This window comes from Streptomyces sp. SM1 (genome assembly GCF_002910825.1).
Classification (GTDB): Bacteria; Actinomycetota; Actinomycetes; order Streptomycetales; family Streptomycetaceae; genus Streptomyces; species Streptomyces okerensis.
In genome coordinates, this window is sequence record NZ_NEUB01001049.1 from 1 (window position 1) to 11,808 (window position 11,808).

12 protein-coding genes are annotated in these 11,808 nt (G+C 73.1%); 2 read left to right on the forward strand and 10 right to left on the reverse strand.

The window, feature by feature from the left end:
• The 5 genes from B9S61_RS39360 to B9S61_RS39380 all read right to left on the reverse strand — a co-directional run.
• Window positions 1–358 (reverse strand): glycosyltransferase (locus tag B9S61_RS39360; RefSeq protein ID WP_146065050.1); only part of this gene is annotated, 358 nt, incomplete at its 3' end.
• Window positions 359–682: 324 nt separating this feature from the next.
• A complete protein-coding gene (gene recN, locus B9S61_RS39365; RefSeq protein ID WP_103546529.1) occupies window positions 683–2,401 on the reverse strand; it encodes a DNA repair protein RecN in 1,719 nt (572 codons plus the stop codon).
• 199 nt (window positions 2,402–2,600) lie between these two features.
• Window positions 2,601–3,506, reverse strand: a complete 906-nt coding sequence (locus B9S61_RS39370) for an NAD kinase (protein ID WP_103546530.1) — start codon at window positions 3,504–3,506, stop codon at window positions 2,601–2,603.
• Window positions 3,503–4,318, reverse strand: a complete 816-nt coding sequence (locus tag B9S61_RS39375) for a TlyA family RNA methyltransferase (protein ID WP_103546531.1) — start codon at window positions 4,316–4,318, stop codon at window positions 3,503–3,505. The genes B9S61_RS39370 and B9S61_RS39375 overlap by 4 nt, the downstream gene beginning before the upstream one ends.
• Before the next feature lie 54 nt (window positions 4,319–4,372).
• The gene (locus tag B9S61_RS39380) at window positions 4,373–4,687 is read right to left on the reverse strand and encodes a hypothetical protein (protein ID WP_103546532.1); all 315 of its coding nucleotides are present in this window, start codon (window positions 4,685–4,687) and stop codon (window positions 4,373–4,375) included.
• Window positions 4,688–4,729: 42 nt separating this feature from the next.
• Between B9S61_RS39380 and B9S61_RS39385 the strand changes: the two genes are divergently transcribed.
• The gene (locus B9S61_RS39385; protein ID WP_103546533.1) at window positions 4,730–5,077 is read left to right on the forward strand and encodes a sterol-binding protein; all 348 of its coding nucleotides are present in this window, start codon (window positions 4,730–4,732) and stop codon (window positions 5,075–5,077) included.
• Between the two features lie 79 nt (window positions 5,078–5,156).
• On the opposite strand, the gene B9S61_RS39390 is transcribed toward B9S61_RS39385, so the two are convergent.
• From B9S61_RS39390 to B9S61_RS39405, 4 genes are all read right to left on the reverse strand, one after another.
• The gene (locus B9S61_RS39390; RefSeq protein WP_103546534.1) at window positions 5,157–6,065 is read right to left on the reverse strand and encodes an ABC transporter ATP-binding protein; all 909 of its coding nucleotides are present in this window, start codon (window positions 6,063–6,065) and stop codon (window positions 5,157–5,159) included.
• The gene (locus B9S61_RS39395) at window positions 6,062–7,099 is read right to left on the reverse strand and encodes an iron chelate uptake ABC transporter family permease subunit (protein ID WP_103546535.1); all 1,038 of its coding nucleotides are present in this window, start codon (window positions 7,097–7,099) and stop codon (window positions 6,062–6,064) included. Before B9S61_RS39395 ends, B9S61_RS39390 begins: the two co-directional genes overlap by 4 nt.
• Window positions 7,096–8,139 carry an iron ABC transporter permease gene (locus tag B9S61_RS39400; protein WP_103546536.1) on the reverse strand — a complete coding sequence of 348 codons (1,044 nt, stop codon included), beginning with the start codon at window positions 8,137–8,139 and terminating at the stop codon, window positions 7,096–7,098. Before B9S61_RS39400 ends, B9S61_RS39395 begins: the two co-directional genes overlap by 4 nt.
• Window positions 8,140–8,210: 71 nt before the next feature.
• On the reverse strand, window positions 8,211–9,239 hold the full coding sequence (locus B9S61_RS39405; RefSeq protein WP_103546537.1) for an HAD hydrolase-like protein: 1,029 nt from the start codon (window positions 9,237–9,239) through the stop codon (window positions 8,211–8,213).
• A 72-nt stretch (window positions 9,240–9,311) separates the two neighbouring features.
• Here B9S61_RS39405 and B9S61_RS39410 point away from each other — a divergent pair, with 72 nt between their 5' ends.
• Window positions 9,312–10,601 carry a DUF1015 domain-containing protein gene (locus B9S61_RS39410; RefSeq protein ID WP_103546538.1) on the forward strand — a complete coding sequence of 430 codons (1,290 nt, stop codon included), beginning with the start codon at window positions 9,312–9,314 and terminating at the stop codon, window positions 10,599–10,601.
• 79 nt (window positions 10,602–10,680) lie between these two features.
• Here the strand turns inward: B9S61_RS39410 and B9S61_RS41870 are convergent, their stop codons facing one another.
• Window positions 10,681–11,439, reverse strand: coding sequence for a tetratricopeptide repeat protein (locus B9S61_RS41870; RefSeq protein ID WP_219820014.1), 759 nt, complete (start codon window positions 11,437–11,439; stop codon window positions 10,681–10,683).
• Window positions 11,440–11,808: the final 369 nt, after the last annotated feature.

Here is an 11,808-nt window from a genome sequence, read left to right on the forward strand (position 1 = left end):
CGGCACGCGGCCGGTCGTGCCAGGTGACGACGAGCGGCGTGTGCCGTCCGCCGAGCGCGAGCACCGTGCGGAACGAGGCGTGCAGGCCGTGCGCGTGCACCAGGTCGGCGCCCGTGCAGGCGGCCCGCAGCGCGGCCACCGACCCGGGGTCGCTGCTGCGCGGCACGTGTACGTGCTCGGCACCCACACCGGTGAAGTCGTAGGTGTGATCCGCCTCGACGGGGGCGCACACGGTGACCCGCACGCCCCTCGCGACGAGCCCCGCGGCCAGCGAGCGCACATGGGCGCCGCTGGCGGCGTTGCCACCGCCCAGCACCTGCACGGTGCGCATCGACGACTGGCTGCTCACGGGGGTCACGTGGCCGGGCTCCTGGTTCGGGTCGGGCGGTCACGACGAACGTACAGAAGGATCGCGCGGAGGGGGTGTACCGCGCGGTTTCCTACGCGTACTCCGTCAAGCATGCCAGGGCGCACACCCGTTCCGGGACCCACCGAAGCGGTGACCGAATCCACCCGTGACGATGGATCACCCGTACGAGTGACGGACATCCCTTCGCCACCCGATCGGTGACCGGACCGTTCTCTCCACCCCTACCTGTGGCCGGCCGGGACGGGAGAGCACAGGCGCCGACGGCCGGCCGGAGGTCACGCCCGGGCCCCGCGGCCCGGCACGGACCAGCGGCTACCCGTCCGCCCGTGCCGTCGCCAGCAGCTCCTCCGCGTGTGCGCGTGCCGTCTCCGAGTCCTCCTGGCCGGCCAGCATGCGGGACAACTCCCGGATGCGGTCCTCGCCTTCGAGCACCTTCACACCGGAGCGGGTGACCGACCCGTCGTCGGTCTTCTCCACCAGCAGCTGCCGGTCGGCGAACGCGGCCACCTGCGGGAGGTGCGTGACGACCACCACCTGCGCCGTCCTGGCCAGCCGGGCGAGCCGCCGCCCGATCTCCACCGCCGCCTTGCCGCCCACACCGGCGTCGACCTCGTCGAAGAGATACGTCGGCACCGGATCCGTCCCCGCGAACACGACCTCCACGGCGAGCATCACACGCGACAGCTCACCACCGGAGGCCCCCTTGGCGACGGGCCGGGGCGGCGCGCCCGGGTGCGGGGCCAGCAGCAGCTCGACCTCGTCCGCACCGGTCGGCCCGTAGGCGACCGTGCGGCCGCCGACCTCGACGCCCAGGGGGTCCTCGGTCTGCCGGATGTCGAACGACACACGCGCGTGCGGCATCGCGAGGGAGGCCAGCTCCGCGGTCACGGCCGCCGCGAACCGCTCCGCCGCCTCCGTCCGCGCGTCCGTCAGCTCCTGGGCGAGCACACCGAGTTCCGCGCGGAGCGCGTCACGTTCGGCGGTGAGCTCCTCGATCCGCTCGTCGTCGCCGTCCAGTTCGGTCAGCCGCGCGGCGCTCCGCCCGGCCCACGCGAGGACGGCGGAGACGTCCTCCCCGTACTTCCGGATCAGCCCGGTGAGCGCGGCCCGCCGCTCCTCCACCGCCGCCAGCCGCAGCGGATCGGCGTCCAGGTCGTCGGCGTACCCCGCCAGTTCCCCGGCGACATCGCGCAGCAGGATGCCGATCTCGCCGATCCGGTCGGTCAGCGCGGCCAGCACCGGATCGTGCGCCCGCACCGCCTCCAGGGACCGCTGGGCGCCCGCGACGAGCGTCCCGGCGTCCACACTCTCGAGGTCCTCCGGATTGCCCGCCAGCGCGGCGTGCGCGACCGCCGCGGCGGACGCCAGGGCCTCGGCGTGCCCGAGCCGCTGGGCCTCCTCCGCCAGTTCCACGTCCTCGCCCGCACGGGGCTCCACGGCGGCGATCTCCTCGAGCCCGAAGCGCAGCAGGTCCGCCTCCTGGGCCCGCTCCCGCGCGCGGGTGGTGATCTGCTCCAGCTCGGTGGCGACCGCCCGCAGCCGCTTGTACGCCTCGCCGTACTTGCCGAGCGGCACGGCGACCGCGTACCCGGCGTACCGGTCGAGCGCCTGCCGCTGCCGGGACAGCTTCAGCAGCCCCTGCTGGTCGGTCTGCCCGTGCACGGCCACGAGGTCGTCCGCGAGCTCCGCGAGGAGCCCCACGGGCACGCTGCGCCCGCCCAGGTGCGCCCGGGAGCGCCCCTCGGCGGAGACCGTACGGCTGACCAGCAGGGTCCCGTCGTCCAGCTCGGCCCCGGCCTCCTCGGCCCGTACGGCGGCCGCGGTGCCCTCGGGCACGGCGATCCGTCCCTCGACGACCGCGCTGCGCGCGCCGATCCGCACCAGGGCCGCATCCGCGCGTCCGCCCAGCAGCAGGCCCAGGCTGGTGACCACCATGGTCTTGCCCGCACCCGTCTCACCGGTGACGGCGGTGAAGCCGGGCGACAGCTCGACCACAGCGTCGTCGATGACCCCGAGCGACCGTATCCGCATCTCCTCCAACACGCACACGACCTTACGAGGTCGACACCCGCGAGTGCGACCGCCCCACCTGTGTCGCCGACGGAAGGCAGGTTCTCAGGGGCGCGGGCCGTGTCGACATGCGGCTCCGCCGCGTGGGCGCGAGCAGCCACGATCGACCCGCAGCCGCCGATCGCTCCGGAACCACCCCATCGAGGGCGTCACACAGCCCTTACTGCGGTACTCCGCGCCACCCGGACACGGGCAGTGCGAATTTGGCGACCAGCCGGTCGGTGAACGACGCATGGTGCAGCCGCGCCAGCCGCACCGGCACGGCCCCCCGCCGCACCTCCACCCGCGCCCCGACCGGGAGCTCGACGGTCCGCCGCCCGTCGCACCACAGCACCCCCGGAGGGACGTGCGGCAGCATCTCCACCGCCAGCACCGAGTCGGGCGAGGTCACCAGCGGCTTGGCGAACAGCGCGTGGGCGCTGATCGGCACCATCAGCAGCGCCTCGACCTCCGGCCACACCACGGGCCCGCCCGCGGAGAACGCGTACGCCGTGGAACCGGTGGGGGTCGCGCAGACGATTCCGTCGCAGCCGAACCCGGTGACCGGTCGTCCGTCGATCTCCAGGACGACCTCCAGCATCCGCTCGGCGGACACCTTCTGCACGGCCGCCTCGTTCAGCGCCCAGTCGGTGTGGACGATGTCGCCGTTGCGGTGCACCACCACGTCGACGGTCATCCGCTCCTCGACCTCGTACGCCCGGTTCACCACCCGGTCGACAACCTTGTCGAGGTCGTCCCGTTCGGCCTCGGCGAGGAACCCGACCCGGCCCAGGTTGACGCCCAGCATGGGAACCCCGGAGGCGCGGGCGAACTCGGCGCCGCGCAGCAGCGTGCCGTCACCGCCCAGCACGATCAGCAGCTCGCAGTCGTCCAGGCACTGCGGGGTGGCCTCCTTGACGGTCTCCACGTCGTCCGGCAGCGGCAGGTCGCGGGCCTCGTCCTCCAGGACCCGCACTCCGAGACCGGAGCGCAGCAGGCCCTTGACCACGAGTTCGGCGCTGCGGATGGCCGCGGGCCGCCCGGTGTGCGCCAGCAGGAAAACAGTACGAGCTCGGTTCTGCGTCAACGCGGCCCCTCCGCCACAGCACGGTCAACATCGGCCGGGTCCAGTTCCGGTGCCCCGGCCCGCAGCCACAGAAAGTATTCGACATTCCCGGAGGGTCCGGGCAGCGGACTCGCCGTCACGCCCTTCGCCCCCAGTCCCAGCTCCCAGGCGCGGCCGGCCACCCCGCGCACGGCCTCGGCACGCAGCTGCGGACTGCGGACGACCCCGCCGCTGCCCAGCCGCTCCTTGCCCACCTCGAACTGCGGTTTCACCATCATCACCAGGTCGGCGTCCGGCGTCACGCACCGCTTCAGTGCGGGCAGCACCAGCCCGAGCGGAATGAAGGACAGATCCCCCACGACAAGATCCACAGGCTCCCCATCGATGACCTCGAGCGTCAACTCCCGCACGTTGGTACGGTCCTTGACGGTGACGCGTTCATCGTTGCGCAGAGACCAGGCGAGTTGTCCGTATCCGACGTCCACGGCGACCACGTGCGCGGCCCCCGCGCGCAGGAGCACGTCGGTGAAACCGCCGGTGGAGGCGCCGGCGTCCAGAGCCCGCCGCTTCTCGACGACCAGCCCGCGCGGCACGAAGGCCTCGAGGGCTCCGGCCAGCTTGTGGCCACCGCGCGAGACGTAGTCCGGGTCGCCGGTGTCCTCGACGACGACGATGGCGGCGGCGGTCTCCACCTGCGTGGCGGGCTTGGTCGCGACCGTCCTGCCGACGCTGACCCGCCCGGCGGCGATCAGCTGGCTGGCGTGCTCACGCGAGCGCGCGAGTTTACGGCGGACCAGCTCCGCGTCGAGACGGCGGCGTGCGACTCCTGCCACGTTCGGTTCAGCTCCTGTGTCCGTGTGCCGTATGCGTCGGTGGCCCGACCGGCCTCAACGAGGGGTGGTGGCCGGGTGAGGGGCGGGACCCGGAGGCCCCGGGCGGGCGTCGAGCGCGGCGAGCGCGTCGCGCAGCCCCCGGTGTACATCCTCGTACACCTCGATGTGACCGTCCGCGGTGAGGTGGTCGGCGTCGGCCAGCCGCTCCACGTGGGCGTCGACCTCCGGGTGTCCGGTGGGGGTGCGCGGCACGTCCAGGGGAACGGGGCCGGCGGGACCGTCGTCGGATGGCTGCGGCGGGGACCCTGCCTGCTCCGGCACCACGGTGCCCGGCTCCGTGTCCACCGCCTCCGGTACTGCGTCGTTCATGCCCCGACGCTACCGCGAACGGCTGCGGTACCGTCGTCCGCGATGGCCACGATCGAGGAGTGCCGTGCCGCACTCGACAAGCTTTCGGACAGCATGCGGGACGCCGAGGGGAACGTCCGCGCGGCCGCGGCGATGGACCGCTCGGTCAGCTGCCACATCACCGACCTGGACGTGACCTTCGCCGGCCGGCTCGGCGGCGGCCGGATCGAGGTGCACGACACGTTTCCCGGCCCGCCGCGCGAGAAGGCGCAGATCAGGCTCGCGATGGCGGGTGACGACCTGGTGGCCCTGGTCGACGGCGAACTGCACTTCGCCAGGGCCTGGGGTTCGGGCCGGGTGCGGCTGGAGGCGGGGCTGCGCGACCTGTTCCACCTCAGGAAGCTCCTGTGACGTCCCGGAGTCCCGGGGATGCCTCCGCGGCACCCGGGGAGCCCGGGGAGCCCGGGGAGCCCGGGAAGACTCTGTGACGTCAGGAGGCCCTCGCGGCGACCGCCTTCCCGGTGCTCTCCGCCTTCGCCGTCCTCTCCGCCTTGTCCTTCGTCCGTGCCCTGCGTGCGGCCGGTATCACCAGCGGCGTACCCGTCTCGGGGTCGTCGATGACCTGGCACCGCAGTCCGAAGACCTCCTCCACCAGCCCGGCGGTGACGATGTCCTTCGGCGCGCCTCGGGCGATGATCCTCCCCTCCCGCAGGGCGATGAGGTGGGTGGCGTACCGCGCGGCGTGGTTGAGGTCGTGCAGGACGGCGACGAGGGTGCGCCCGTGCTCCTCGTGCAGGTCGGCACAGAGGTCGAGCACGTCGATCTGGTGCTGGATGTCCAGGTAGGTGGTCGGCTCGTCCAGCAGGAGCAGCGGGGTCTGCTGGGCGAGCGCCATGGCGATCCACACGCGCTGCCGCTGACCGCCGGAGAGCTCGTCGACATGGCGTTCGGCCAGCTCGGCGACGCCGGTGCGGGCCATGGACTCCTGGACGACGCGCTCGTCCTCGGCGGACCACTGGCGCAGCAGTCCCTGGTGCGGGTAGCGGCCGCGGCCCACCAGGTCGCCGACCGTGATGCCGTCGGGGGCGATGGACGACTGGGGCAGCAGCCCCAGGGTCCGGGCGACCTTCTTGGCGGACATCGACTGGATGATCTGCCCGTCGAGCAGGACCCGTCCCTCGTTCGGCTTGAGCATCCGGGACAGGGCCCGCAGCAGGGTCGACTTGCCGCAGGCGTTGGGGCCGACGATCACCGTGAAGGAGTTGTCGGGTATCTCCACCGACAGCTGTTCGGCGATGACCCGCTGGTCGTAGGCCAGGGTGACGTTCTCGGCGGACAGTCGGTTCACGGTGCTCCTTCGGTGGTTCGTCCCGCTGCGGTGGGTGCCGTCGCTGCTCATATCCGGCCCGCCCTGCGCTCGGTGACCAGCAGCCACAGCAGGTAGACACCGCCGAGCACGCCGGTGACCACGCCCACGGGCAGCTGTTCGGCACCGAACGCCCGCTGTGAGATCCAGTCGGCGCTGACCAGGAGGGCGGCGCCCATGAGCATCGACGCCACCAGGTTCGGGCCCGGTGAGCGGGTCAGCCGCCGGGCGAGCTGCGGCGCGGTGAGCGCGACGAAGCCGACCGGTCCGGCGGCGGCGGTGGCGGACGCGGTGAGCAGTACGGCCGACAGCATCAGCAGCAGCCGCACGCGCTCCACGCGCACGCCGAGGGCGTAGGAGACGTCATCGCCCATCTCCATCATCCTGAGCCCGCGCGAGTGGGTGAGGACCAGCGGTACGAGGACCGCGCACAGGGCGAGCAGCGGCCAGACCTGGTCCCAGTCGCGGCCGTCGAGGGAGCCGGTCATCCAGACGACCGCGCGGGCCGCGTCGACGATGTCGGACCGGGTGAGCAGATAGCCGTTGACCGCGGTGACGATCGCGGAGATACCGATCCCGACCAGGACGAGGCGGTAGCCGTGCACGCCCCGCTTCCAGGCGAGCGCGTAGATGGCGAACCCGGTCACCAGTCCGCCGGCGAGCGCCCCGAGGGCGACCTGGTTGGCGCTGCCGGAGAACAGCACGATCACGATGAGGGCGCCGGCCGTCGCCCCCTGGCCGAGGCCGAGGATGTCGGGGCTGCCCAGCGGATTGCGGGAGATGGTCTGGAACAGCGCGCCGCCGAGCCCGAGCGAGGCGCCGACCAGCAGCCCGACCAGGACCCGGGGCAGTCGCAGTTCGTTGACGATGAACTCCTGGCCGGCGTCGCCCTCGCCGACCAGGGTTCTGATCACATCGGCGGCGGGGATCGGGAAGTCGCCGGTTCCGATCAGTACGACGCTCGCCGTGAGCGCCACGGCCAGCAGCAGGAGGGTGACGGTGACGGCCCGCACGTCCAGCCGGACCGAGAGGCCGCCGGGGGCCCGCACCACGCGGTTGCTCTTCACAGCTGGGCCGTCCTCCGCCGTCGCACGAGAAAGATGAAGACCGGGCCGCCGAGGATCGCGGTGACGATCCCGACCTGGAGTTCGGCGGGCCGGGCCACGATCCGGCCGATGACGTCGGCGCCGAGCAGCAGCACGGGCGACAGGATCGCCGCGTACGGCAGGATCCAGCGCAGGTCCGGCCCGGTGAAGGAACGCACGAGGTGCGGCACCATCAGGCCGACGAACACGATCGGCCCGCAGGCGGCGGTCGCGGCCCCGCACAGCACGGTCGCGGTCAGCATGGACAGCGCCCGGGTGCGGTTGAGGTCGGCGCCGAGCGCCTTGGCGGTGTCGTCGCCCATGGCCATGGCGTTCAGCGGCCGGGCGAGCGACAGTGCCAGCAGCGATCCGACGAGCAGGAACGGCGCCACCTGCCGGACGGCCTCCGGGCTTCCGGAGGCCAGCGAACCCACCGTCCAGAACCGCATCCGGCCGAGCGCCGCCTGGTCCAGGATCATGATGGCCTGGAGATAGCCGTACAGGGCCGCGCTGATGGCCGTGCCGGCGAGCACCAGCCGCACCGGGGTCGCGCCCCGGCTGCCGCCGAGGAACCACACCAGCGCGCCCACGGCTGCCGCGCCGAAGAACGCGAACCACACATACCCGGACAGGGAGGTGACGCCGAGGAAGGTGATGGCCGTGACCACGGCCGCGGACGCGCCCGCGTTGATGCCGAGCAGTCCGGGATCGGCCAGCGGGTTGCGGGTCAGCGCCTGGAGGACCGCCCCGGCCAGGCCGAGCGCGGCGCCGGCGAGCAGTCCCAGGACGGTTCGTGACAGCCTGTCGGCCACGACGACGTCACCGTAGGTGCCGGATTCGTCGAACAAGCCGTGCCACACCTGCTCCAGGGACAGCTCCTTCGCTCCGACCGCGATGCTCGCCACGACGACGCATGCCAGGATCACGACGGAGGCGAGCAGCCCGACGAGGCGTATCGCCCGGCGGTTCGGGGGCGCGGGGGCGGTCTCCGCGCGCTGTTCGGGGGGACTCTCGACCAACACGCGGTTAGGTTAGCCTACCCTGCCATTGAATCACGATCCGCGGGCCCTGCGTCCCAGGTGGCGCGGGGGTCTCACCACCCCAGCCGGGCCAGCGCCTTCCCGCCGTCCAGCCCGCACGCCTCCGCACCGGCCGCCGTCCACGCCGCCGCGCACAGCGCCCGCAGTCCGTCCAGCGCACCGCCGTCCCCGTCGAGCTCCAGCTCCGCGGCCCCGGCCGTCGCCGTCCAGCCACCGCACCGGAACCCGTCGCCCGCCGCGACGACCTCCGGCTGCCCGGTGAGCATCCCGCGCAGGTCGGCGTCGACATACGTGGGCCGGTGCCGCGGCGGCGCGGCGAGCAGCAGCACGCCGTCCGTCACACCGGTCAGCACCAGCAGCGAGTCCACCCCGCCGTTGAACGCCCCCTCGATGTCCGTGTCCAGCCGGTCCCCCACCACCAGCGGCCGCCCGGCACCCGTCCGCAGGATCGACTCCCGGTGCATCGGCGGCAGCGGCTTGCCCGCCACCTGCGGCTCGGCGCCCGTCGCGATCCGTACGACCTCCACCGCCGCGCCGTTGCCCGGGGCGATGCCCCGCCCGCTGGGAATCGTCAGGTCGGTGTTGGACGCGAACCAGGGCAGCCCGCGCGCGACGGCGTACGACGCCTCCGCGAACCTCCCCCACGGCAGCTCGGGCCCGCCGTACCCCTGCACGACCGCCACCGGGTCGTCGTCCACCGACTCCACCGGCTCCAGCCCGCGTTCACGCAGCGCCACCCGCAGTCCTTCGCCGCCGACCACCAGCACCCGGGACCCCTGCGGCAACTGCTCGCTGATCAGCCGCGCCACCGCCTGCGCGGAGGTGATGACGTCTCCGGCCTCCGCCGGTATGCCCAGCTCCGTCAGGTGCGCGGCCACGACGTCCGGAGTGCGCAGGGCGTTGTTGGTCACGTAGGCGAGCCGCATACCGGCCCCGCGGGCCGCGGCCAGCGACTCCACCGCGTGCGCGATCGCGCTCCCGCCCGCGTACACCACACCGTCGAGGTCGAGCAGCGCCGTGTCGTACGCCTCGTTCAGGGCCTGCCCACTGCCCTCGGGCCTCGTCCTGACGCTCCGGCTCATTCCGCATCGCTCCTCGTTCGACGGCTTTCCCCCGATCATCCCCCATGCCACCGGCACCCGTACGATGCCGGGATGAACACTGCAGGTCACTCGAAGGCAATGGCGCCCCGGGGCCTGGAACTCAACCCGTTCCGAGGCCTTCGTTACGACCCCGACCGGGTCGGCAGCCTGGCCGCCGTGACATCCCCCCCGTACGACGTCGTCGTACGTCCCGACGGCCTGCACCACCTCCAGTCCGCCGACCCCCACAACATCGTCCGGCTGATCCTGCCCGAAGCCGCCACACCCGAGGCCCGCAACGCCCAGGCCGCCGAGACGCTCCGCCGCTGGCGTTCCGAGGGCGTACTGACCGCCGATCCCGAACCCGGCCTGTACGTCTACGAGCAGCGCGACGGCGACGGCATGGTGCAGCGGGGCATCATCGGTCTGCTGCGCGTCTCCGACCCCGACGAGCACCTGGTCCTGCCGCACGAGGATGTCATGGCGCACATCGTCGCCGACCGCGCGGACCTCATGCGGGCCACCTCCGCGAACCTGGAACCGCTGCTGCTCACCTACCGCGGCGAGGGCTCGGCGACCGCCACGTCCGAGCTGATCGAGCGTGCGGCCGAGCGGCGGCCGCTGCTGGCGACGACCACGGAGGACGGTTTCCACCACCGCCTCTGGTCGGTCACCGACCCCGCCGGCCTGACCGCGGTCCGGGAGGAACTCGCCGGTCAGCAGGCGCTCATCGCCGACGGCCACCACCGCTGGGCGACCTACCGCCGCCTCCGCGCGGAGCATCCCTCCCCCGGCCCCTGGGATCACGGCCTGGTCCTCCTCGTCGACACGGCCCGCTATCCCCTGCGTGTCCGCGCGATCCACCGCCTGCTGCACCGGCTGCCCGTCGCGGACGCCGTGGCCGCGCTCGACGGCCACTTCCGCGTCCGCCGCCTCGACGTACCGCTGTCGGGGGCGATGGACGCCCTGGCCGGGGCGGCCTCGGCGGGCAACGCCTTCCTCCTCGCCGGGGACGGTGCCTTCCATCTCGTCGACCGGCCGGATCCCGAACTGACGGCCCGTACGGTCCCGGTCGACCGACCGGTTGCCTGGCGCACCCTGGACGCGACGGTCCTGCACGCCACGCTCCTCGACCATGTCTGGCGCATCCCCGACTCCCCCGCCCATATCGCGTACATCCACGACACGGCGGCGACGGTGGAGAAGGCGGAGCGCGACGGCGGAACGGCCGTACTGATGCACCCGGTGCACGAGGACGTCGTCCGTGACCTCGCCCGTGAGGGCGTCACGATGCCGCGCAAGTCGACGTCCTTCGGTCCCAAGCCGGCTTCGGGGCTGGTGCTGCGGGCGCTCGATCTGTGACCGGTCGTCGTCGCCGACGACGAAGGGGCGGGCCTCGCTACGAGGCCCGCCCCTTGGTGTGCGTACTGTGCCGCGGACCTCAGTCCTCGTCGTCGTCCCGCGAGTCCCGCGCGTCCCGCTCCGCGGGGGCGGCCGGGGTGGCCGGGTCCGTCTCGTCCTCGTCGAGCGCGTCCATGAACTCCACGCCGTCCAGCTCCGCCAGCCGGTCGGAGGCGTCGGTGCTGCCGTCCCGGTCGGCCTCCACGGCCTTGGCGAACCACTCACGTGCCTCACCCTTACGGCCGGCCGCGAGCAGCGCCTCCGCGTACGCGTAGCGCAGCCGCGCGGTCCAGGGCTGAACGGAGTGGGACGCCAGCTCGGAGCTCTGCAGCGTCACGATCGCCGCGTCCAGCTGCCCCATGTCACGCCGGGCACCGGCCGCGACGAGCCGCATCTCGACCTGGCCGGCCTTGTCCAGCTTCTGCACGTCGGGTGCCCCGGCCATGTCCAGCGCCTTCTCCGGCCGTCCGAGCCCGCGCTCGCAGTCGGCCATGAGGGGCCACAGCTCCACCGTCCCGGTCATCCGCCGCGCGGCCCGGAACTCGGCGAGCGCCTCGGAGTACTTCTGGTTGGCGTACGCGGCGAATCCGGCGGCCTCCCGTACGGCGGCGACACGCGACGCCAGCCGCAGGGCCACCCTGGAGTAGCCGTACGCCCCCTCGGGGTCCTCGTCGATCAGCCGGGCGACCATCACCAGGTTCTTGGCGACGTCCTCCGCGAGGGTCTTGGGCAGGCTCTGCAGCTCCTGCCGTACGTCCTTGTCGATCTCGTCGCCCGTGACGTCCTCGGGGATCGGCAGCCGCTTGATCGGCTCGCGGTCCCGGTCCCGGTCGTCCCGGAAGCGTCCGCCGCCCTGCCGGTCGCCCCGTCCACGGTGGCCGCCGGGCCGCCCGCCCCGGTCACCCCGGTCGTCTCGGCGGGGGCCGCGGCCGCGGTCGTCACGGCTCCGGTCGTCACGGCCCCGGAATCCACCACGGTCGCCACCACGGCTGTCCTCACGCCGGAACCCACCACGGTCGCCCCGGCTGTCGGTGCGGCTGTCGGTGCGGTCGGCAGTACGGCTGTCGTCGCGGCGGAATCCACCACGGTCGCCCCGGTCGTCACGTCCCCGGTATCCACCGCGCTCGCCACCGCGGTTGTCGTCGCGGCGGAAGCCACCACGGTCACG

Coding starts and splice junctions, on each gene's coding strand:
- recN (WP_103546529.1), bottom strand. CDS start 2,401: ATGCGGATACGGTCGCTCGGGGTCATCGACGACGCTGTGGTCGAGCTG.
- B9S61_RS39380 (WP_103546532.1), bottom strand. CDS start 4,687: ATGAACGACGCAGTACCGGAGGCGGTGGACACGGAGCCGGGCACCGTG.
- B9S61_RS39385 (WP_103546533.1), top strand. CDS start 4,730: ATGGCCACGATCGAGGAGTGCCGTGCCGCACTCGACAAGCTTTCGGAC.
- B9S61_RS39390 (WP_103546534.1), bottom strand. CDS start 6,065: ATGAGCAGCGACGGCACCCACCGCAGCGGGACGAACCACCGAAGGAGC.
- B9S61_RS39405 (WP_103546537.1), bottom strand. CDS start 9,239: ATGAGCCGGAGCGTCAGGACGAGGCCCGAGGGCAGTGGGCAGGCCCTG.
- B9S61_RS39410 (WP_103546538.1), top strand. CDS start 9,312: ATGAACACTGCAGGTCACTCGAAGGCAATGGCGCCCCGGGGCCTGGAA.